Raw genomic sequence first — 19,620 nt, 5'->3', positions numbered from 1 at the left:
GGGGAGGCGACGGAGGAGCAAGTGCCGCATACGATAAGCCGCATGGGTGACGTACTGGCCGGATTTCATGCCGCCTGGGAGTTCGACTCCGACTCCGTGCTCATCCGCTTCGAACGGGGGATCCGGACGCCGAAGCTGTTCCAGGCGCTCGGCGAACGGCGTATTCCCCTGGAGGCGATCGCGGGGGTGACGCTGACCGAGGGGAAGCGCGGGACCGTGGTCCTGCACGCGGTGCCCAGGCCCGGTGCCGACCCGCTGATGGAGGCGGCGGACGGGCAGCTCAAGGAGGCGTCCGACCCCTACCGGCTGGTCCTGCCCGCCGAGCGAGAGGCGCTCGCCGAGTACTACGCGGACGAACTGCGCTCGCTGCTGACCGCCGACGGCACTCCCGCCGAGCGGTTCCTGGTCGATCCGCCCGGGACGCCGCAGCAGTTCAAGGCGTACGACGGAAAGGCGTCCTTCGACGGCAGGGCGGTGTCCTTCCGCTGGTTCTGGACGGGCGCGTCCTCCGCCAAGTGGAAGGCCGGCGACCAGAGTTTCCCCGTCGGCGACCTCAGCGGGGTCGAGTGGCGTTCCCCCGAGGTCTTCGAAGGCCATCTGCGGCTGCTGCGGCGTGAGCCGGCGGCTTCGCAGCCGGCTCAGCCGGACCAGGATCCGGCCTCCGTGGTGTTCGGGCTGGGCTACGGCCCGGTGCATGAGTCGTTGCCCTTCGCGGCCGCGGTGCTGGCCGCCGTACGGGCCGCCGGGCCGGCCCCGGTGGCGGTGCCCGCCACCAGACGGGACCCGGCGGACATCGCCGAGCGCATCCGCCACCTGGGGGAGCTGCACAAGGCGGGCCTGGTCACGGACGAGGAGTTCAGCACCAAGAAGGCGGAGTTGCTGGCGGAGCTCTAGCCTCCGGGCGGAGCTCCGCCGGGTGCGGCGCTACTCCCTGCCCGCGGATGCGAACGTCATATCCGGGTAGCGGTCGCCCGCGACCTTGGCGGCGATCGGTTCCAGCAGGGCCAGTTCGCCGGCGCTCAGGGTGATGTGCGTCGCCGCCACGTTCTCCTGGACGCGCGTGCGCTTGGTCGTGCCCGGAATCGGGACGACCGGCAGTCCGTGCACCGCGGCCTGCTGCTGGGCCCAAGCCAGCGCGATCTGCGCCGGAGAGGCGTCATGGGCCTTGGCGACGGCCCTGATCGGTTCCAGGAGCGCCACGTTGGCGGCCGCGTTCTCACCGGTGAAGCGGGGCATTGTCCGGCGGAAGTCCTGGTCCGTCAGGTCGGTCTCGGCGTTGGAGAAGGAGCCCGTGAGGAAGCCGCGGCCGAGCGGTGAGTACGGCACCAGGGCCACGCCCAGTTCCTTGGCCGCCGGGACGACGTTCGCCTCGATGTCCCGGCTGAACAGCGACCACTCCGACTGCACCGCGGCGATCGGGTGGATGGCCCCGGCGGCGCGCAGTTCGCCGGCGGTGACCTCGCTGAGTCCCAGGTGCCTGACCTTGCCCTCACGCACCAACTCCGCCATGGTGCCGACGGTCTCCTCGATCGGCACGTTCACGTCCCGGCGGTGCATGTAGTAAAGGTCGATCACATCGACGTCCAGGCGCCTGAGGCTGGCCTCGACGCACTCACGGATGTAGGGCGGGTCGTTGCGGATGACACGCTTGTACGGTTCGTTCGGCGACGAGGAGATCGCGAACTTCGTGGCGATGACCACCTCGTCCCGGTGCGCCTTGAAGAACGGCGACAGGAACTTCTCGTCCCCCGCGCCGTAGGCGTCGGCCGTGTCGTAGAGCGTGACGCCCAGCTCCAGCGCCCGCTCCAGCGCGGCGCGCGACTCCCCGGCGTCCGGGGGGCCGTACGCCCAGCTCATGCCCATGCAGCCCAGGCCCTGCACGCCGACCTCGGGGCCGTCGTCGCCGAGCCGCACCCTGGCGATCCTGCTGTCCGTCATCGGGGCCTCTCCGACGCCAGGGCCTGCCCGGCGTCCGCGTAGAAGTCGATCTTGCGGTTGAGCACCGCGAGCGTGTCCTGGAGTTCCGCGATCCGGGAGAGCACGTCCCGGCGGGTCGCCTCCAGGAGTTCGTAGCGCTCGGCGTAGGTGTGATCTCCGGCACGCACCAGCTCGGCGTAGCGCACCATGTCGGCGACGGGCATACCGGTGAGCCGGAGCTTGCCGACCAGGTCGAGCCAGGCGAGGTCGGCGTTGCAGTAGCGGCGCTGACCGGTGTGCGAGCGGTCCACGTGCGGCATGAGCCCGATCCGCTCGTACCAGCGCAGGGTGTGCGCGGTCAGGCCGGTGAAGGCGACGACCTCGCTGATCGTGTAGCTGTCCTGCCCGTCGGGCCGGGGGTGGCCCAGGGGCGGGACGGAGCAGACGTCGGTCCCGTTGTCGGCCGCCTCGGCCAAGGTCTCGATCACCGTCATGCACCCCACGCTAAAACCTTCGAGTGGACTCCAAGCAAGCGGAGTGGGGTGAAAATGGCGAGACCCCGGCAGACGGCCTGACTAGCGTGCGCCTCATGAGTGTTGTACGCCGGGCCGTGCCCGAGGACGCCACCGAGCTGCTGCGGCTGCGTCAGGTGATGCTGGACTCCGTCCACTCCGCAGGTTCCGCCACCCAGTGGCAGGTGGAGTCCCTGCCGACCGTGCGCCGCCGTCTCGCCGATCCCTGGACAGGATTCGCGGCGTTCGTCATCGACCATCCCGAGCGGCCGGGGGCGCTCGCGGCACTGGTGGCCGGGACGGTCGAGTACCGCATCGGCCGCGAGGGCAATCCGCACGGCCGGGTGGGGCACGTCTTCAGCGTCGCCACCGATCCCGACGCCCGCCGCCGCGGATACGCCCGCGCGTGCATGGAGAGGCTGCTGGACTGGTTCCGCGAGCAGGACGTCCGGCAGGTCGACCTGAACGCGTCCGCCGAGGCCGAGCCGCTCTACGCCTCGCTGGGCTTCGTACGCAAGCCGGACCCCTCGATGCGGCTGCAGCTGTGAGCCGCATAGGCTCGGAAGCATGTCCTTGCAGAGCCTGGCGCTGATCGAGAACTGGCCCGTCGCCACCGCCGCCGCGGCGGTGGTCCGCGCGGACGGCACCGTGCTCGGCACGCGCGGCCCGGTCGACCACCGCTTCCCGCTGGCCTCGGTCACCAAGCCGCTCGCCGCGTACGCGGTGCTCGTCGCGTACGAGGAGGGGGCGGTCGAGCTGGACGAGCCCGCGGGACCGCCCGGCTCCACGGTCCGCCATCTGCTCGCACACACCTCCGGGCTGGCGTTCGACGAACACCGGGTGATGTCGGCACCCGGGGAGCGGCGGCTGTACTCGAACGCCGGGTTCGAGGTGCTGGGTGACCATGTGGCCAAGGCGACAGACATCCGGTTCTTCGAGTACGCACGCCAGGCGGTGCTGGAGCCGCTGGGCATGACCTCCACGAGCCTGGACGGCTCCCCGGCCAAGGACGGCGTCTCGACCCTCGCCGACCTGGTGCGGTTCGCGGCGGAGGTGCAGGCGCCGCGGCTGCTGGATCCGCGGACGGTGGCCGAGGCGATGACGGTGCAGTTCCCCGGCACGAAGGGCGTGCTGCCGGGGTACGGGCACCAGAACCCCAACGACTGGGGACTCGGCTTCGAGATCCGCGACTCCAAGTCGCCGCACTGGACGGGGAATTCGTCCTCGCCGAGGACGTTCGGCCACTTCGGACAGGCGGGCACGTTCCTGTGGATCGACCCGGACGCGCAGGTGGCGTGTGTGGCACTGACGGACCGCGCGTTCGGGCCGTGGGCGACCGAGGCGTGGACGCCGTTCACGGACGCGGTGCTGGCGGAGCTCCGCGGGCGCTAGCCCATCTCCCACATCAGCAGTTCCGTCTCCGTCACACCCACCGCCTCCAGATCCTTCGCGTCCGTGATCCGCGCCGCGTCCCCCGGGCCCAACTCATGCCCGCCCAGGTGCGCTTCGCCGCGGACCACATGCACGTACGCATACGCGGCATCCGGCACCGCCGTCCGCTCCCCCGCCCTGAGGCGGCGCACATGGAGCATCGCGCGGGCCTCCGGGACCGCGTACGGCGTGGAGTCGGCGATGCCGTGGACCACCTCGTACACGGGATCGCCGCCCGGTTCCAGCGGAGCCAGCCACATCTGGACGAAGACCAGCGGCACGTCGCCGTCGTTGCGCTCCACATGGCGCACGCCACCGGCCGCGCTCAGGCGCTGGACGTCGCCGGGCCGGATCACCGAGGTGCGGCCCGTCGAGTCGCGGTGACTCAGCTCACCCTCCACCACCCATGTGACGATCTCCGTGTGGCTGTGCGGGTGCTCGTCGAAGCCCGCGCCCGGTGCGAGCCGCTCCTCGTTGCAGGCGATGACCGCGCCGAAGCGCAGGTTGTCGGGGTCGTAGTGCGGACCGAAGCTGAAGGCGTGCAGGGACTCGATCCCCGCGGCCGGATCCCCCCCGCGGTAGCGCTCGCCGGCGCGCCGTACGTCCATCACGGGATCCACGGTAGTCCCGCGCTGCGCCCGCCCTCCGGGACCCCCAGCACACGGCCCCGGCCCGATAAGGCAGTCTTGTCCCCGTGCCCCATCCCGAAGCCAGCCACACCGAACACGCGGTGCGATCCGTCCATCCGCACGCCGCGACACTGAAGCGGCTGGAGAAGTCCTCCGGAAGTCTCGCCGCACAGGCCATCGCCCGCATGGACGAGACCCTCCCGTGGTACCGCGCGATGCCCCCGGAGAACCGCTCCTGGATCGGTCTGGTGGCCCAGGCGGGCATCGCCGCCTTCACCGAGTGGTTCCGGCACCCGGACGCGCCCCAGGCCATCTCCACCGATGTCTTCGGGACCGCGCCGCGCGAGCTGACCCGCGCCATCACGCTGCGCCAGACCGTGGAGATGGTGCGCACGACCATCGAGGTGATGGAGTCCGCCATCGACGAGGTGGCCGCTCCCGGTGACGAGTCCGTGCTGCGCGAGGCGCTCCTGGTGTACGCCCGTGAGATCGCCTTCGCCACCGCCCAGGTCTACGCGCAGGCCGCCGAGGCACGCGGTGCCTGGGACGCCCGGCTCGAGTCGCTCGTTGTCAACGCCGTGCTCAGCGGGGAGGCCGACGAGGGGGCGGTCAGCCGGGCCGCCGCGCTCGGCTGGAACTCGCCCGAACATGTGTGTGTGGTGCTGGGTACGGCGCCCGACGGTGACAGCGAGTTGACGGTCGAGGCGATCCGGCGGGCCGCCCGGCATGCCAAGCTCCAGGTCCTCACCGGGGTGCTCGGGGACCGGCTCGTGGTGATCGCCGGGGGCCGCGACAACCCGCTCGCCGTGGCCAAGTCGCTGATCGGTCCGTTCGCCGCCGGAGCCGTGGTGGCCGGTCCCGTCGTGCCCGATCTGCTCGCCGCGACCCGCTCCGCGCAGGCCGCGGCCGCAGGCCTCAAAGCGTGTACTGCCTGGCAAGACGCACCGCGGCCGGTACTGGCCGACGATCTGCTCCCGGAGCGCGCGATCGCCGGAGATCCGAGCGCGCGCGAACAACTGGTGGAGGAGATCTACAGACCGCTGGAAGAGGCGGGCTCGGCTCTCCTGGAAACCCTGAGCGTCTATCTGGAACAGGCGTCAAGTCTCGAAGGCGCCGCAAGGATGCTCTTCGTTCACCCGAACACCGTGCGCTACCGGCTCCGACGTGTGACTGACGTCACCGGCTGGTCGCCGTCTGATGTACGCTCCGCGTTCACGTTGCGGATCGCACTCATGCTGGGGCGGCTGACCGAGGGAGAACCCCAGAACTAGTCTTTTGTCGGAGGCCCACAAAACCCCCCGCGGTTCTTCGTCCCTGTCCTCACGGGCGGCTTTGGCCGTCCCCAAGAGAGAGTGTGAGAGTGCTCGTACTCGTCGCTCCCGGCCAGGGCGCCCAGACGCCCGGCTTCCTGACTCCCTGGCTCGAACTCCCCGGCGCCGCCGACCGTATCGCCGCCTGGTCGGACGCCATCGGGCTCGACCTCGCCCACTACGGCACGGAGGCCGACGCCGACGCCATCAGGGACACCGCCGTGGCCCAGCCGCTGCTGGTCGCCGCCGGTCTGCTGTCCGCCGCGGCACTCGGTGACATCGTTCCCGGGGCGGTCGCCGGCCACAGTGTCGGTGAGATCACCGCCGCCGTCTTCGCGGGCGTCCTCGAGGACGCGGCCGCCCTGACGCTCGTCCGCCGGCGCGGGCTGGCCATGGCCGACGCCGCCGCCATCACGCCCACGGGCATGTCGGCGCTGCTCGGCGGCGAGCCGACGACGACGATCCCGCATCTGGAGAGGCTCGGTCTGACCCCGGCCAACGTGAACGGCGCCGGGCAGATCGTCGCCGCCGGCACCCTGGAGCAGCTCGCCGCCCTCGAGGCCGACAAGCCCGAGGGAGTGCGCCGTGTCGTCCCGCTGAAGGTCGCGGGCGCTTTCCACACCCACCACATGGCCCCCGCGGTCGACGCCCTGGCGCACGCCGCCGAGGCGCTGGCGCCCGCGGAGCCGAAGGTCACCTACGTCTCGAACAAGGACGGGCAGGCCGTCGAGACCGGCGCCGAGGTGCTCCAGCGCCTGGTCGGCCAGGTCGCCAACCCGGTCCGCTGGGACCTGTGCATGGAGACCTTCGAGAAGCTGGGCACGACCGCGCTGATCGAGGTGTGCCCCGGCGGCACCCTGACCGGCCTTGCCAAGCGAGCGCTGCCCGGCGTCACGACGCTGGCCCTGAAGACCCCCGACGACCTCGACGCGGCTCGCGAGCTCATCGCCGAGCACAGCGCCTGATCAGGAGACCCGTGAGCATGTCGAAGATCAAGGCACCGAAGGGCGCTCCCTACGCGCGCATCCTCGGCGTCGGCGGCTACCGCCCCGTCCGGGTGGTCCCCAACGAGGTGATCCTGGAGAAGATCGACTCCTCCGACGAGTGGATCCGCTCGCGTTCCGGCATCGAGACCCGGCACTGGGCGAACGACGAGGAGACCGTCGCCGCGATGTCCATCGAGGCGTCCGGCAAAGCGATCGCCGACGCCGGGATCGACGCCGAGCAGATCGGCGCGGTCGTCGTCTCCACCGTCTCGCACTTCAGCCAGACCCCGGCCATCGCCACCGAGATCGCCGACAAGCTCGGTACGAACAAGGCCGCCGCGTTCGACATCTCGGCCGGCTGCGCGGGCTTCGGCTACGGCCTCACGCTCGCCAAGGGCATGATCGTCGAGGGGTCCGCGCAGTACGTCCTCGTCATCGGCGTGGAGCGCCTCTCGGACCTGACCGACCTGGAGGACCGGGCCACCGCCTTCCTGTTCGGCGACGGTGCGGGCGCGGTCGTCGTGGGCCCCGCCGAAGAGCCGCACATCGGCCCGACGGTGTGGGGTTCGGAGGGCGACAAGTCCGAGACGATCAAGCAGACGGTGCCCTGGAACGAGTTCCACGCCCGGATCGGCTCGATCGGCGGGACCTCCACGGCCGACGTCTCCGGGCTCCCGGTGGACAGCGAGGGCAACGTCAAGTTCCCCGCGATCACCCAGGAGGGTCAGGCGGTGTTCCGCTGGGCCGTGTTCGAGATGGCGAAGGTCGCCCAGCAGGCGCTGGACGCGGCCGGGATCACCGCGGACGACCTGGACGTCTTCATCCCGCACCAGGCGAACGTGCGGATCATCGACTCGATGGTGAAGACTCTCAAACTGCCGGAGCACGTCATGGTCGCCCGCGACGTGCGCACCACCGGCAACACCTCGGCCGCCTCGATCCCGCTCGCGATGGAGCGGCTCCTGGCGACCGGCGAGGCGAAGAGCGGCGACACCGCGCTCGTCATCGGCTTCGGGGCGGGTCTCGTGTACGCCGCGACGGTCGTTACCCTCCCCTAGGCACTCCGTGCCGGATCAAGCGGTCCGACACGGGAACTGCAAGCACCTGCCGCTGACGCGGTGGGCGCCACACCCTCTGGATACATACGAAGGAGCGCCTGACATGGCCGCCACTCAGGAAGAGATCGTCGCCGGTCTCGCCGAGATCGTGAACGAGATCGCCGGGATCCCCACCGAGGACGTCCAGCTGGACAAGTCCTTCACCGACGACCTGGATGTCGACTCGCTGTCCATGGTCGAGGTCGTCGTCGCCGCCGAGGAGCGCTTCGACGTGAAGATCCCCGACGACGACGTCAAGAACCTCAAGACCGTCGGTGACGCCGCCGAGTACATCCTCAAGCACCAGGCCTGATCAACCGATCAACCTGGGCAGACTGCCCAACGCCGGGCCGGTGGCCCGGCCTTCGGGCCGTCGCCCCGCCACCCGGCGGTGGCGCCGCTGAATCCTCGCATCCGTTGGAGAAAGAATTCCCGTGAGCTCGACCAATCGCACTGTGGTCGTCACCGGTATCGGCGCAACCACACCGCTGGGTGGCGACGCGGCCTCTACCTGGGAGGGCCTCGTCGCCGGCAAGTCCGGTGTCGGCCCCCTCGAGCAGGAGTGGGCCGCCGAGCAGGCGGTCCGCATCGCCGCGCAGATCGCCGTGGAGCCGTCCGAGGTCATCCCGCGGCCCCAGGCCCGACGCCTTGACCGCTCCGCGCAGTTCGCGCTGATCGCGGCCAAGGAGGCCTGGGCGGACGCCGGTTTCACCGACAAGGCGGGTGAGGACTCGAGCGTCGACCCCGACCGTCTCGGTGCCGTCATCGCCTCCGGCATCGGCGGTGTCACCACGCTGCTCGACCAGTACGACGTGCTGAGGGAGAAGGGCGTCCGCCGGGTCTCCCCGCACACCGTGCCGATGCTGATGCCGAACGGCCCGTCCGCGAACGTGGGTCTGGCCGTGGGTGCCCGTGCCGGAGTGCACACCCCGGTGTCCGCGTGCGCGTCGGGCGCCGAGGCCATCGGCTACGCCATCGAGATGATCCGCACCGGCCGTGCCGACGTCGTCGTCGCCGGCGGTACGGAGGCCGCGATCCACCCGCTGCCGATCGCCGCGTTCGGCAACATGATGGCGATGTCCAAGAACAACAACGACCCGCAGGGCGCCTCGCGTCCCTACGACGCCGACCGGGACGGCTTCGTCCTCGGCGAGGGTGCGGGCGTCCTGGTCCTGGAGTCCGCCGACCACGCCGCCAAGCGCGGTGCCCGCGTCTACGCGGAGGCGGTCGGCCAGGGCATCTCCGCCGACAGCCACGACATCGTGCAGCCCGAGCCCGAGGGCCGCGGCATCTCGCACGCCCTGCAGAACCTGCTCGACAACACCGACCTGAACCCGGCCGAGATCATGCACGTCAACGCGCACGCCACCTCGACGCCGGCCGGTGACGTGGCCGAGCTGAAGGCGCTGCGCAAGGTCTTCGGCGACGACGCGGACCACATCGCGGTGTCCGCGACCAAGTCGATGACCGGTCACCTGCTCGGTGGCGCGGGCGGAGTGGAGTCGGTGGCGACCGTCCTCGCGCTGTACCACCGCGTCGCCCCGCCGACGATCAACATCGAGAACATCGACCCCGAGGCCGAGGCCAACGCCGACGTCGTCCGCGGCGAGGCCCGCAAGCTGCCGGTGGAGGGCCGGATCGCCGCGCTGAACGACTCGTTCGGCTTCGGCGGCCACAACGTCGTCCTGGCGTTCCGCACGGTCTGACGCGCGCCGTCCCCGTCACGTATGAAGGGCCCCCGCCGCTCGGCGGGGGCCCTTCGGCTGTCGTCGCGTGCCGTTCAGCCGTCGTCAGGTGCTCTTCAGACGACCTGGTGCAGCCATCGCACGGGAGCGCCTTCACCCGCGTAGCGGAACGGCTCCAGCTCGTCGTCCCAGGGCTTGCCGAGCAGTCTGGCGAGTTCGGCCTCGAGGTCCGTCTCGCCGCGCTGGGAGCGCACCAGGGCGGCGCGCAGCCGGTCCTCGGGGATCAGGATGTCGCCGTGGATGCCGGTGACGGCGTGGAAGATACCGAGGTCGGGGGTGCAGCTGTAGCGCTCGCCCTCGGCGGTCGGGCATGGTTCCGCGGTCACCTCGAAGCGCAGCAGCTGCCAGCCGCGCAGGGCGGAGGCAAGCTTGGAGGCGGTGCCAGGCTCGCCCTGCCAGGAGAACTCGGATCTCCAGGTGCCGGGAGCCGCGGGCTGCCGGATCCAGTCGAGGTTGACGCGCGTGCCCAGCACGCCCGCGACCGCCCACTCGACGTGCGGGCACAGTGCGCGTGGCGCGGAGTGTACGTACAGGACTCCACGTGTCGTCACCTGAACCTCCGGGCAGACCGCGACATCTTGTAACTTTACGGAACGTGCGTGGCAGAGCGGCCACGGGGCGAGGCTACCGTGCTGCGGCGCAAGGAGTGTGACGTACCGTCGGTCCGGACGGCCGTAAACTCCGATGTTTCACCCAAGGGGACGCGCGACTGACCCAGCGTGTCCGAAGCGCTGCCGAACGAGGGCGCCCATGGACCGCCGGGCCATGAACAACGAACGAGGGGACCAGAATGCGGAAGCGAAGCCACCGCCCACGGACCGTGGTGGCGGTCGCGGCGGCGGCTCTTCTCGGGCTCGCCGGGTGCGACGCCTCAGGGAGCGACGGCACCGCTTCGCAGACGACCACCGAGCAGTCGCGGCCGTCCCCGAGGCCGGCGCCGCTCTGGAACCGCTCCCCGGGCTCGATCGCCGCCGTCGGCGACTCCATCACCCGCGGCTTCGACGCGTGCAACGTGCTGTCCGACTGCCCCGAGGTCTCGTGGGCGACGGGCAGCGACGCCGGCGTCGGCAGCCTCGCGGTACGGCTGCTCGGGGCGACCGGGGCCGCGCTCAAGAGCTGGAACTACGCCATGACCGGGGCCCGGATGTCCGATCTGGCCGGGCAGATGGTGCAGGCCGCGCGGCGGAAACCGGAGCTGGTGACCGTGATGGTCGGCGCCAACGACGCCTGTCGGCCCTCCCCCTCCGCGATGACCTCGGTCGCCGACTTCCACGCCCAGTTCGAGGAGGCGATGGCGGCACTGCGTGATGAGCAGCCCAAGGCGCAGGTCTACGTCTCCAGCGTGCCGAACCTGAAGCAGCTGTGGTCGCAGGGCCGCACCAGCCCGATCGGCAAGGAGGTATGGAAGCTGGGGATCTGCCCGTCGATGCTGGGCAACGCGGACGCGCTGGACGAGGCGGCGACGAAGCGGCGCGACAAGGTGCAGGCCCGCGTGGAGGCGTACAACAAGGTCCTGAAAGAGGTGTGCGCACAGGACCGGAGGTGCCGCTTCGACGGCAACGCGGTCTTCGACTACCGCTTCGGCACCGACCAGCTGAGCCAATGGGACTGGTTCCACCCGAGCAGGAACGGTCAGGCACGGCTCGCGGAGATCGCCTACCGCGCCATCACGGCGAAGGACCCCGTGACCTAGTGTTTCCCACATGAGCGAACTTTTCGGCACACTTCCCGACGGCACCCCGGTACGCCGCTGGACGCTCGAGCGGGACGGGGTGCGCGTACGGGTCCTGTCGTACGGCGGGATCGTGCAGTCGGTGGAGATCCCCGACCGGGACGGACGCCGGGCGGACGTGGTGCTGGGCTTCCCCGGGCTGAACGGCTATCTGGAGCATCCGGAGCCGTATCTCGGTGCGCTGGTGGGCCGGTACGCCAACCGCATCGGGGGTGCCCGTTTCCCGCTGGGCGGCCGGAGCTACGCACTCGAGCCGAACGACGGCCCGAACTCGCTGCACGGCGGTGCGCGCGGATTCGACAAGCGCGTGTGGGACGTGGAGCCGGTCGAGCACGGCGTACGGCTGTCCCGGGTGAGCCCGCACGGCGAGGAGGGCTTCCCCGGCCGGCTGGAGGTCTCGGCGACCTGCACCCTCGATGCGCAGGGCGCGCTGCGGATCGCCTACGAGGCGGTCACGGACGCGACGACCGTCGTGAACCTCACCAACCACTCCTACTGGAACCTGTCCGGTTCGGGGCATGCGGGCGGGCACGAACTGCGCATCGCCGCGTCCCGGATCACCCCGGTGGACGGGGACCTGATCCCGGCGGGCGAACCGGAGGACGTGACGGGCACCCGCTTCGACTTCCGCACGGCGCGGAAGACCGGCGTGGGCTACGACGACAACTTCGTGCTCGACAAGGGCGTGACCGCGACCCCGGAAGAGGTCGCCGAACTGCACGATCCGGCATCCGGGCGGGTGCTCACCGTGGCCACGACCGAGCCCGGGCTCCAGCTCTACACCGCGGACCACCTCGGTGCCCCGTTCGCCCCCGGCGACGGGATCGCGCTGGAGACGCAGCACTTCCCGGACTCCCCGAACCGGCCGGACTTCCCGAGCACCGTCCTGCGACCGGGTGAGGTGTACCGCTCGGAGACGGTGTACGCCTTCGGGGTACGGGCCTAGCCGCTCCCGCCGCGCGGCACCGGCCCCGCAACGCCCCGAGCCCCGGTCCAGGGGTCAGGTCCCGGACCGGGGCTGCTCGCGGGGAGGCCTGCCCCGGATCAGACGTTAATCCCCGTCGTGAGCCAGTGGTCCGCGATCGAGCGCCGGGCCTGGATCTCGTACGAACCCTTCACAAACGAGCAGGCGTTCGAGTCCACACCCCGGACCTCGCACCCGCATCGCGTACCGGTCGTCGCCTGTGGAGCGACAATTCGCGTGGTCCTGCGGCGGCATGAGGGCGATACGCATGTCGTACGGTGACGCCATGACGGCCAGGTCCAGGGCAACACGGACCCGGCGACCGGCACGGTCACCGACCCCGAGTTCGTACGCAACCGGCTCGACATCATCGCCCAGGTGAGGTCCATCGTGACGGTGGCCGCGGACACCGCGTTCGGCGTCAGGCGCGGCTGACCTGCTCGCCCTTGGGGTCTTCCGCCCCGGCCGACTCCTCGCCCAGCAGGTCGCGAGCCAGCAGCGTGGCGCCCGCGACCGCGCCCGGCATCAGGAAGACCGCGACGAAGGGGACGAGGAAGGCCAGGCCGAGGGGCGTGCCGAAGCCCCAGACGAGCAGCTTGCGCGAGCGCAGCAGGGTGAGGCGCTCGCGGAGTTCCACGCCGCGGCGCTGGAGGGCGACGGCGGTGAGTTCCTCGGTGAGGAAGAAGCCGGTGACGAAGAAGCCGGCCACGGGGACGACGGTCTGCCCGACGAGCGGGAGGAAGCCGAGGGCGAACAGGAGGACGCCCCAGAGCGCCGCGCGGACGAGGATGCGGAGGCTGTCGCGCGTCGAGATCCACAGTTCGCGGTGGAGGGGCAGACCCGACTGCGGGGCGGTGCCGTCCGGGGAGACGTCGCGGTCGACCCGCTCCGAGAGGCTCTCGTAGAAGGGCTGCCCGACGAGAAGGGTGACCGCCGTGAAGGTGAGCACGGCGAGGAGGAGGGCGAGGGCGAACAGGACGGCCGTGAGAAAGCCGCGGAAGAGGCCGAGCCAGGGGCTCGGCCAGGTGTCGGCGAACGGTGTGGCCCAGGTGACGGCGTCATCGCCCCACAGGGCCAAGGCGACGAGTATCGCCGTGTACAGCACCAGGGTTATCAGCCCCGGCAGGAGGCCGAAGCCGTACTGCCTGCCGTGCCGGGCCACCCATCGCTGGCCCTTCAGGAGATGACCGAATCCCGCCCCTAGATCATGCATGGGGGAGACTTTACCCACGCGGCCGGGCACCGAGGAGCGTGCCCGCGGCGAGGCCGGCCGCCGCGGGCAACTGCGGGCTGCTGTCAGAGCTTGACGATCATCTTTCCGATGTTGTCGCCGCGCAGCACGCCGAAGAACGCCTCCAGGTTGTTCTCGATGCCCTCGACCACGGTCTCGCGGTACTTGAGGTCGCCGGAGCGGACCCAGGGACCGACCTCCTGGACGAACTGCGGCTGCAGGTCGTAGTGGTCGCTGACGAGGAAGCCCTCGATACGGCCACGGGTCTGAATGAGGCGGACGAGGTTCCTCGGACCGGGCGCGGGCTCGGTGTCGTTGTAGACGGAGATCATGCCGCAGACGGCGATCCGGCCGCCCCGGTTGAGGGACCCGATGGCGGCCTCCAGGTGCTCTCCGCCGACGTTGTCGAAGTACACGTCCACGCCCTCCGGAGCGGCCTCGCGCAGTTGCCGGCTCACCGGACCGTTCTTGTAGTTGAAGGCGGCGTCGAAGCCGTACTCCTCCAGCAGGAGCTTGACCTTCTCGTCGGAGCCCGCGGAACCGATGACCCGGGAGGCGCCCTTGAGCTTGGCGATCTGGCCCACCTGGCTGCCGACCGCACCGGCGGCACCCGACACGAAGACGGAGTCGCCCTCCTTGAAGGAGGCGGTGCGCAGCAGACCGGCGTAGGCGGTCAGGCCGGTCATGCCCAGCACGCCGAGGTAGGTGGAGAGCGGAGCGGCCTCGGGGTCGACCTTGACGGCCTGCTTGCCGTCCACCACCGCGTACTCGCGCCAGGCCAGGAAGTGCAGGAGGTGGTCGCCGGCCTCGATCCCCTCGGCGTTGGAGGCGATGACCTCGCCGACCGCGCCGCCCTGCATCGGCCGGCCCAGCTCGTAGGGGGCCGCGTACGACTTGGCGGCGCTCATGCGGCCGCGCATGTAGGGGTCGACGGAGACGTACTTGTTCCGTACGAGCACCTGGCCCTCGCCCGGCTGCGGGATCTCCGCCTCGACCAGGGCGAAGTCCTCGGGCTTGGGCCAGCCGACCGGGCGGCTGACCAGGTGCCATTCGCGGCTGACGGAGGGGAGGGTGGGGGAATCGGTCATGGCGCCTTTCCTCACGGCTGCGGCTCTAAGTACTTCAGTACCTGAAACAACCATGCGCCTGAATATTTCATGCTGTCAAGTAACGGGGTAGCCTGGATGCCATGGCCACCCAGAAGACATCCCGCATAGACCCCCTGACCCTGGAGGTCGTGGAGCTCATCGGCACGGTCGTGGCCCGCTACCACGAGGAGTACGAGGAGGCCGCGGCCGAGCACGCGCTGACCGGGGCGCAGGCGCGGCTGCTCGGCCTGCTCTCGCTCGAACCGCTGCCGATGCGGCGGCTGGCGCAGAAGCTGAAGTGCGAGCCGTCCAACGTCACCGGGATCGTGGACCGACTGGAGGCGCGGGGTCTGGTGGAGCGCCACCCGGACCCGGCCGACCGCCGTGTGAAGCTCGCGGTGGCCACGGAGGAGGGCCGCCGGGTCGCGCGCGGCCTGCGCGACTCCCTCGACTTCGCCCGCGAGCCGCTGGCGGGACTGTCCGACGCCGAACGGCTGTCCCTGCGGGACCTGCTCCGCCGGATGCTGGGGGCGTAGTTCACCGCGCGGTCACCCGCTGCGGCCGCCCGGCGTGCCGGCTCAGGCGCCCCCGGAAGCCGGGCGCCGGGGACGGCCCGGCGGCCCGGAAGTCGAGCGGCGCATCCGCTCGCCCCGCGGACTGCTCAGGTGCACCACCACAGGAAACGGTTGCAGGTTTTCGTCGGCGACGGTCGCGGAGTCGGGCTGGCCGAGGGCGGCTTCGTCGCCGGAGCGCTGCTCGGCGTGGACGACGGCGTCGGCTGGGGGGCCTGGGCCGTGCGAGTCGGGAGGACCGTCGCGGTCGGCGACGGCGTCTCGTTGTCGGCCTTCTTCTTGTCGTCCTTCTTGTCCTTGGCGGACTCCGACGCCGACGGAGACGCGGAGGTGGATGCGGAGATCGAGGTCGCACCGGTGGCACCGCCGCCATCGGGCATCGCGGTGCCCTCCTTCACGGAGGCGCCGCCGTCCGCCGTCTCGTCCCCGGCGGCCGCGGTCTTCGGAGTGGTCCCGGGCGCCTCTATGCCGAGTTCGGCCAAACTCAGGGCACCCGCCGCCAGCAGCAGCCCGGCGCCCACGAGCAGCACCCGCCTGCGCCGCCGGCGATGGGCCGCGGCCTTGCGGTCGCGACGCCCGGCCCGCCCCTCGGGAGCGCCGTCACCGTCGCCCGAGGCGACGCGACTCTTCGACCGCCGCCGGCCCTGCGACCGCCCGGGCCGCGCGGGTTCGTCCTCGTAGGGCACCTCGGGTTCCTCGGAACCGTCCGTGCCGTCGTATCCCTCGTAGCCGTCGCCTGCGGGGTGTTTGCCCTCCTCCGCGGCGGCGTACGCGTGCAGTTCTTCGACAGGTGTGCCGCACCCCGGGCAGGCGAGGGCGCCATTGAGGTGCCTTCGGCACGGGTGGCAATAGTCCATGACGCGGGAAGACTAAATTCCGCACGGGTAACGTTCCTAGGGGCAGCTGTGAAAGTTGTGTGCTGAACCACCCGGAATGGTGTGGCGAGTTGAACACGGAGTGCTACGGCGTTCCCGGATCGCTTGCCGAAACCGTTATGCGTACGCCCCATTGACACCCCCGCCGCCCCCTCCTTACTGTCACGCCAGCATTTCGAACGCGTGACGAAATTTCGAACACGCCAGTCTTAGCCGACGAAGCACCGTCCGAGCAGCGAGGGGCAACTTCCGTGCGCATCACCGGAATCAGCACACACGTGGTCGGGACGCCATGGCGCAACCTGACCTACGTCCAGGTGCACACCGACGAGGGCGTCACCGGGGTCGGAGAGACCCGGATGCTCGGCCACACGGACGCGCTGCTCGGCTATCTGCGCGAGGCGGAGGCCAACCACATTCTCGGTTCCGACCCGTTCGCGGTGGAAGAGCTGGTCCGCCGGATGAAGTACGGCGACTACGGCCGGGCGGGCGAGATCGTGATGTCGGGCATCGCGGTCGTCGAGATGGCCTGCTGGGACATCAAGGGCAAGGCACTCGGCGTCCCCGTCTGGCAACTCCTCGGCGGAAAGGTCACCGACCGGGTCAAGGCCTACGCCAACGGGTGGTACACGACGGAACGGACACCCGAGGCATACCACAAGGCCGCCCAGGAGGTCGTCGCCCGCGGCTACCGGGCCCTGAAGATAGACCCGTTCGGCACCGGCCACTTCGAGCTCGACCACGAGCAGACCCTCTACTCCGTCTCCCTCATCGAGGCCGTCCGTGACGCCATCGGCCCGGAGACCGAGCTGATGCTGGAAATGCACGGCCGCTTCTCCCCGGCCACGGCCGTCCGGCTCGCCCGCGAGCTCGCGCCGTTCAAGCCGGCCTGGCTGGAGGAGCCGGTGCCTCCCGAGAACCTCAAGGCGCTGGAGAAGGTCGCGGCGAAGGTCGACATCCCGGTCGCCACCGGCGAACGCATCCATGACCGCATCGAGTTCCGCGAGCTGTTCGAGAACCAGGCCGCCGACATCCTCCAGCCGGACGTCGGCCACATCGGCGGCATCTGGGAGACCCGGAAGCTGGCCGCCACCGCCGAGACCCACTACATGCTGGTGGCCCCGCACAACGTGGGCGGCTCCGTGCTCACCGCCGCCTCCCTCCAGGTCGGCTTCACCTCCCCGAACTTCAAGATCCTCGAGCACTTCAACGACTTCGCGGACGCGGAGATCAAGAAGGTGGTCAAGGGCGCGCCCGAGGTCGTCGACGGCTACTTCCACCTCTCCGACGCCCCCGGGCTCGGTGTGGAGCTGGACACCGACGCGGCGGCCGAGTTCCCGCAGCAGCAGACCCGGTTCGACCTGTGGGCCGAGGGCTGGGAGCAGCGCAAGCCGAAGGGGACGCAGTGAGCACCGAGGTCGTCGTCGAGGCGCCGGGCGTGCACCGTCTGGCCCGCCACGAACCGGTGGCGCCGGGCCCCGGAGAGGCGCTCGTACGGGTGTACGCCGTCGGCATCTGCGGCAGCGACCGCGAGGTCTTCCAGGGCAACCGGCCCGAGGGCTACGTCCGTTATCCCCTCGTGCCCGGTCACGAGTGGTCCGGCACCGTCGAAGCGGTCGGCGCCGGAGTGCCCGAGGCACTCGTCGGCCGCGGAACCGTCGGGGAGGGCTTCCGCAACTGCCAGGTGTGCGACCGCTGTCACGCGGGCGAGACAACCCTGTGCACCTCGGGGTACGAGGAGACGGGCTTCACCCAGCCGGGCGCGATGGCCGCCACCCTCACACTCCCGGCCCGTCTGCTGCACGTCCTCCCCGAGAACGCCGACCTGACGGCGGCGGCCCTGCTGGAGCCCGCCGCCTGTATCGCGGCCGCCGCGCTCAAGGCGAACGCCCGGCCCGGCGAGCGCGTCGCCGTGGTGGGCACCGGCACGCTCGGCATGTTCGCCGTGCAGTTCCTCAAGGCCCTCTCCCCGGCCGAGTTGCTGGTGGTCGGCACCCGCGACGACCGCGAGGCACTGTCCCGGCAGTTCGGCGCCACCGACTTCCGCACCCGGGACCAGCACCTCCCGGCAGGCTTCGACGTCGTCATCGAGACCGCCGGGTCCGCTTCCGCCGCGCGCACCGCAGCGGCCCTGCCCAGGCGCGGCGGACGCCTCGTCCTCACCGGCATCCCGGCACCCGGCGCCGAGGGCCTCGACCCCACCGATCTCGTCGTACGGCAACTGGAGGTGCACACCGTGTTCGGGGCGCCGCCGGACGCCTGGGCGCACACGGTCCGGGTCTTCGGCGCCGGGCTGCTCGATCCGCTTCCCCTGATCACACACGAACTGCCGCTCGACGGGTTCCCGCGGGCCATGGAACTGGTGGGATCCGGCGATCCGAAGGTCGGCAAGGTCCTGCTGCGTCCCTGACACTCCCGGACCGTACGCCGGCACGGAATCACCCGACGAGTTCCGTGCCGGCGTACCACCCGGCCTCTCCACGCCCCACGACACGAACGTTGTCCGAAATACCGAACATGAAGGACGCCTTGTGACCGACTCCGCTACGGCAGCCCGCAGGCCCGGTGAGCAGGTGCTCGCCGCGCTCGGCCTGGGCGCCCCCGTCCCTTGCCCCGCCGACGCCTCTCCGCACACCTTCCCCGGAGGCGGCCGCTGGCGCACCGAGATCCCCTCGTGCGAGGGACCCGAGGCGCTGGCCGTGGTCCTCAAGGAGTCCTCCCGGCTCGACGTGCCCATCCACCGCATCAGCCAGGGCAGCGGAGTGTGGATGCTGACCGACGCCGAGATCACCGAGATGGTCGAGGCGACCGGTGAGCGCGACATCGAACTGTGCCTGTTCACGGGGCCGCGCGGGACCTGGGACATCGGCGGCTCCGTGCGCACCGACTCGCGCGGGGCCGGGCTGCGCGCCCGCGGCCACGACGCCGTCGCCGGCTGTGTCGAGGACGCCGTCCGGGCCACGGAACTGGGCGTCAAGTGCCTGCTCGTCGCCGACGAGGGGGTGCTGTGGACGCTGCACCGGGCCCGCACGGCGGGGATCATCCCGGCCGACACCACCCTCAAGGTGTCCGCGCTCGTCGGGCCGGTCAACCCGGCGTCGTACTCCGTCTTCGAGCACCTCGGCGCCGACTCCGTCAACGTGCCGAGTGACCTGACGCTCGATCATCTCACCGAGATCCGGCGGGTCTCCGCCGCCCCCATGGACATGTACATCGAGGCCCCCGACGACCTCGGCGGCTACGTGCGGATGTACGAGGTCGCCGAGCTCATCCGGCGCGGCGCACCGCTGTATCTGAAGTTCGGTCTGTCCAAGGCCCCCGGGATCTACCCGTACGGCACCCATCTGCGGGACCTGACCCTGGACACCGCCCGGGAGCGGGTGCGGCGCGGCCGGCTCGCTCTCGACCTGCTCGCCCGGCACGGCGCGGACGGCGACATGGCGCCGCTCGGCTCCCGGCTGCCCGGCCCGCTGCACCGGTTTCCCACTGATGTCACCCCACTCAACGACGAGAAGAACGAGGACTGATCAG

General features: G+C 70.8%; 21 protein-coding genes. 14 read left to right on the top strand and 7 right to left on the bottom strand.

From position 1 onward, the window contains the following. Positions 1 to 42: 42 nt before the first annotated feature. Complete coding sequence (locus ACWDA7_RS03140; RefSeq protein WP_450602489.1) at positions 43 to 894, top strand: DUF4429 domain-containing protein; 852 nt, start codon at positions 43 to 45, stop codon at positions 892 to 894. 30 nt (positions 895 to 924) lie between these two features. Here ACWDA7_RS03140 and ACWDA7_RS03135 read toward each other — a convergent pair whose 3' ends face one another. Both ACWDA7_RS03135 and ACWDA7_RS03130 read right to left on the bottom strand, forming a co-directional pair. Continuing rightward, positions 925 to 1,938: an aldo/keto reductase gene (locus ACWDA7_RS03135; RefSeq protein WP_450602488.1), complete on the bottom strand. Its 1,014-nt coding sequence runs from the start codon at positions 1,936 to 1,938 to the stop codon at positions 925 to 927. Beyond that, positions 1,935 to 2,411 carry a MerR family transcriptional regulator gene (locus tag ACWDA7_RS03130; protein WP_359399320.1) on the bottom strand — a complete coding sequence of 159 codons (477 nt, stop codon included), beginning with the start codon at positions 2,409 to 2,411 and terminating at the stop codon, positions 1,935 to 1,937. The genes ACWDA7_RS03135 and ACWDA7_RS03130 overlap by 4 nt, the downstream gene beginning before the upstream one ends. Before the next feature lie 95 nt (positions 2,412 to 2,506). Between ACWDA7_RS03130 and ACWDA7_RS03125 the strand changes: the two genes are divergently transcribed. Both ACWDA7_RS03125 and ACWDA7_RS03120 read left to right on the top strand, forming a co-directional pair. Further along, on the top strand, positions 2,507 to 2,977 hold the full coding sequence (locus ACWDA7_RS03125) for a GNAT family N-acetyltransferase (protein WP_450602487.1): 471 nt from the start codon (positions 2,507 to 2,509) through the stop codon (positions 2,975 to 2,977). 19 nt (positions 2,978 to 2,996) lie between these two features. Further along, on the top strand, positions 2,997 to 3,821 hold the full coding sequence (locus ACWDA7_RS03120; protein ID WP_450602486.1) for a serine hydrolase domain-containing protein: 825 nt from the start codon (positions 2,997 to 2,999) through the stop codon (positions 3,819 to 3,821). Here the strand turns inward: ACWDA7_RS03120 and ACWDA7_RS03115 are convergent. Continuing rightward, the gene (locus ACWDA7_RS03115) at positions 3,818 to 4,468 is read right to left on the bottom strand and encodes a pirin family protein (protein ID WP_450602511.1); all 651 of its coding nucleotides are present in this window, start codon (positions 4,466 to 4,468) and stop codon (positions 3,818 to 3,820) included. The two genes, ACWDA7_RS03120 and ACWDA7_RS03115, sit on opposite strands and share 4 nt — an antisense overlap. A gap of 86 nt (positions 4,469 to 4,554) precedes the next feature. Between ACWDA7_RS03115 and ACWDA7_RS03110 the strand changes: the two genes are divergently transcribed. From ACWDA7_RS03110 to fabF, 5 genes are all read left to right on the top strand, one after another. Next, entirely contained in the window at positions 4,555 to 5,760 is a 1,206-nt protein-coding gene (locus ACWDA7_RS03110) for a PucR family transcriptional regulator (protein WP_450602485.1), read from the top strand. Between the two features lie 89 nt (positions 5,761 to 5,849). Continuing rightward, positions 5,850 to 6,764, top strand: a complete 915-nt coding sequence (locus ACWDA7_RS03105) for an ACP S-malonyltransferase (RefSeq protein ID WP_450602484.1) — start codon at positions 5,850 to 5,852, stop codon at positions 6,762 to 6,764. A 17-nt stretch (positions 6,765 to 6,781) separates the two neighbouring features. Next, entirely contained in the window at positions 6,782 to 7,843 is a 1,062-nt protein-coding gene (locus ACWDA7_RS03100; protein ID WP_359399310.1) for a ketoacyl-ACP synthase III, read from the top strand. A 103-nt stretch (positions 7,844 to 7,946) separates the two neighbouring features. Then, positions 7,947 to 8,195 carry an acyl carrier protein gene (locus ACWDA7_RS03095; RefSeq protein ID WP_043440034.1) on the top strand — a complete coding sequence of 83 codons (249 nt, stop codon included), beginning with the start codon at positions 7,947 to 7,949 and terminating at the stop codon, positions 8,193 to 8,195. A gap of 121 nt (positions 8,196 to 8,316) precedes the next feature. Beyond that, the gene (gene fabF, locus ACWDA7_RS03090; RefSeq protein ID WP_450602483.1) at positions 8,317 to 9,588 is read left to right on the top strand and encodes a beta-ketoacyl-ACP synthase II; all 1,272 of its coding nucleotides are present in this window, start codon (positions 8,317 to 8,319) and stop codon (positions 9,586 to 9,588) included. A 95-nt stretch (positions 9,589 to 9,683) separates the two neighbouring features. Here fabF and ACWDA7_RS03085 read toward each other — a convergent pair whose 3' ends face one another. Continuing rightward, positions 9,684 to 10,178 (bottom strand): DUF3145 domain-containing protein, encoded by a 495-nt coding sequence (locus ACWDA7_RS03085; protein ID WP_359399306.1) that lies wholly within the window; start codon positions 10,176 to 10,178, stop codon positions 9,684 to 9,686. Between the two features lie 239 nt (positions 10,179 to 10,417). On the opposite strand from ACWDA7_RS03085, the gene ACWDA7_RS03080 reads away from it, so the two are divergent. Further along, complete coding sequence (locus ACWDA7_RS03080) at positions 10,418 to 11,320, top strand: SGNH/GDSL hydrolase family protein (RefSeq protein ID WP_450602482.1); 903 nt, start codon at positions 10,418 to 10,420, stop codon at positions 11,318 to 11,320. 10 nt (positions 11,321 to 11,330) lie between these two features. Next, positions 11,331 to 12,305 (top strand): aldose epimerase family protein, encoded by a 975-nt coding sequence (locus ACWDA7_RS03075; protein ID WP_450602481.1) that lies wholly within the window; start codon positions 11,331 to 11,333, stop codon positions 12,303 to 12,305. A gap of 439 nt (positions 12,306 to 12,744) precedes the next feature. On the opposite strand, the gene ACWDA7_RS03070 is transcribed toward ACWDA7_RS03075, so the two are convergent. Then, the gene (locus tag ACWDA7_RS03070; RefSeq protein ID WP_360996710.1) at positions 12,745 to 13,536 is read right to left on the bottom strand and encodes an EI24 domain-containing protein; all 792 of its coding nucleotides are present in this window, start codon (positions 13,534 to 13,536) and stop codon (positions 12,745 to 12,747) included. 83 nt (positions 13,537 to 13,619) lie between these two features. Continuing rightward, positions 13,620 to 14,642 carry an NADP-dependent oxidoreductase gene (locus tag ACWDA7_RS03065; RefSeq protein WP_450602480.1) on the bottom strand — a complete coding sequence of 341 codons (1,023 nt, stop codon included), beginning with the start codon at positions 14,640 to 14,642 and terminating at the stop codon, positions 13,620 to 13,622. A 101-nt stretch (positions 14,643 to 14,743) separates the two neighbouring features. Between ACWDA7_RS03065 and ACWDA7_RS03060 the strand changes: the two genes are divergently transcribed. Continuing rightward, positions 14,744 to 15,178: a MarR family winged helix-turn-helix transcriptional regulator gene (locus tag ACWDA7_RS03060; protein ID WP_360996706.1), complete on the top strand. Its 435-nt coding sequence runs from the start codon at positions 14,744 to 14,746 to the stop codon at positions 15,176 to 15,178. 125 nt (positions 15,179 to 15,303) lie between these two features. Here the strand turns inward: ACWDA7_RS03060 and ACWDA7_RS03055 are convergent, their stop codons facing one another. Further along, positions 15,304 to 16,071: an SCO2400 family protein gene (locus tag ACWDA7_RS03055; protein WP_450602479.1), complete on the bottom strand. Its 768-nt coding sequence runs from the start codon at positions 16,069 to 16,071 to the stop codon at positions 15,304 to 15,306. A 269-nt stretch (positions 16,072 to 16,340) separates the two neighbouring features. Here ACWDA7_RS03055 and ACWDA7_RS03050 point away from each other — a divergent pair, with 269 nt between their 5' ends. From ACWDA7_RS03050 to ACWDA7_RS03040, 3 genes are all read left to right on the top strand, one after another. Then, entirely contained in the window at positions 16,341 to 17,498 is a 1,158-nt protein-coding gene (locus ACWDA7_RS03050; RefSeq protein ID WP_450602478.1) for a mandelate racemase/muconate lactonizing enzyme family protein, read from the top strand. Continuing rightward, the gene (locus tag ACWDA7_RS03045; protein WP_450602477.1) at positions 17,495 to 18,499 is read left to right on the top strand and encodes a zinc-dependent alcohol dehydrogenase; all 1,005 of its coding nucleotides are present in this window, start codon (positions 17,495 to 17,497) and stop codon (positions 18,497 to 18,499) included. Before ACWDA7_RS03050 ends, ACWDA7_RS03045 begins: the two co-directional genes overlap by 4 nt. A gap of 121 nt (positions 18,500 to 18,620) precedes the next feature. Further along, positions 18,621 to 19,616 carry a hypothetical protein gene (locus ACWDA7_RS03040; protein WP_450602476.1) on the top strand — a complete coding sequence of 332 codons (996 nt, stop codon included), beginning with the start codon at positions 18,621 to 18,623 and terminating at the stop codon, positions 19,614 to 19,616. Positions 19,617 to 19,620 lie beyond the last annotated feature (4 nt).

Source organism: Streptomyces sp. NPDC001156 (genome assembly GCF_053598275.1).
The sequence above is the reverse complement of the archived record's forward strand: the minus strand, read 5'-3'. Positions and strand labels throughout refer to the sequence as shown.

What these genes read in the sequence shown, in the direction of transcription:
- ACWDA7_RS03140 (WP_450602489.1), top strand. Translation starts at nt 43, where the DNA reads ATGGGTGACGTACTGGCCGGATTTCATGCCGCCTGGGAGTTCGACTCC.
- ACWDA7_RS03135 (WP_450602488.1), bottom strand. Translation starts at nt 1,938, where the DNA reads ATGACGGACAGCAGGATCGCCAGGGTGCGGCTCGGCGACGACGGCCCC.
- ACWDA7_RS03130 (WP_359399320.1), bottom strand. Translation starts at nt 2,411, where the DNA reads ATGACGGTGATCGAGACCTTGGCCGAGGCGGCCGACAACGGGACCGAC.
- ACWDA7_RS03125 (WP_450602487.1), top strand. Translation starts at nt 2,507, where the DNA reads ATGAGTGTTGTACGCCGGGCCGTGCCCGAGGACGCCACCGAGCTGCTG.
- ACWDA7_RS03120 (WP_450602486.1), top strand. Translation starts at nt 2,997, where the DNA reads ATGTCCTTGCAGAGCCTGGCGCTGATCGAGAACTGGCCCGTCGCCACC.
- ACWDA7_RS03115 (WP_450602511.1), bottom strand. Translation starts at nt 4,468, where the DNA reads ATGGACGTACGGCGCGCCGGCGAGCGCTACCGCGGGGGGGATCCGGCC.
- ACWDA7_RS03100 (WP_359399310.1), top strand. Translation starts at nt 6,782, where the DNA reads ATGTCGAAGATCAAGGCACCGAAGGGCGCTCCCTACGCGCGCATCCTC.
- ACWDA7_RS03095 (WP_043440034.1), top strand. Translation starts at nt 7,947, where the DNA reads ATGGCCGCCACTCAGGAAGAGATCGTCGCCGGTCTCGCCGAGATCGTG.
- ACWDA7_RS03080 (WP_450602482.1), top strand. Translation starts at nt 10,418, where the DNA reads ATGCGGAAGCGAAGCCACCGCCCACGGACCGTGGTGGCGGTCGCGGCG.
- ACWDA7_RS03075 (WP_450602481.1), top strand. Translation starts at nt 11,331, where the DNA reads ATGAGCGAACTTTTCGGCACACTTCCCGACGGCACCCCGGTACGCCGC.
- ACWDA7_RS03070 (WP_360996710.1), bottom strand. Translation starts at nt 13,536, where the DNA reads ATGCATGATCTAGGGGCGGGATTCGGTCATCTCCTGAAGGGCCAGCGA.
- ACWDA7_RS03065 (WP_450602480.1), bottom strand. Translation starts at nt 14,642, where the DNA reads ATGACCGATTCCCCCACCCTCCCCTCCGTCAGCCGCGAATGGCACCTG.
- ACWDA7_RS03060 (WP_360996706.1), top strand. Translation starts at nt 14,744, where the DNA reads ATGGCCACCCAGAAGACATCCCGCATAGACCCCCTGACCCTGGAGGTC.
- ACWDA7_RS03055 (WP_450602479.1), bottom strand. Translation starts at nt 16,071, where the DNA reads ATGGACTATTGCCACCCGTGCCGAAGGCACCTCAATGGCGCCCTCGCC.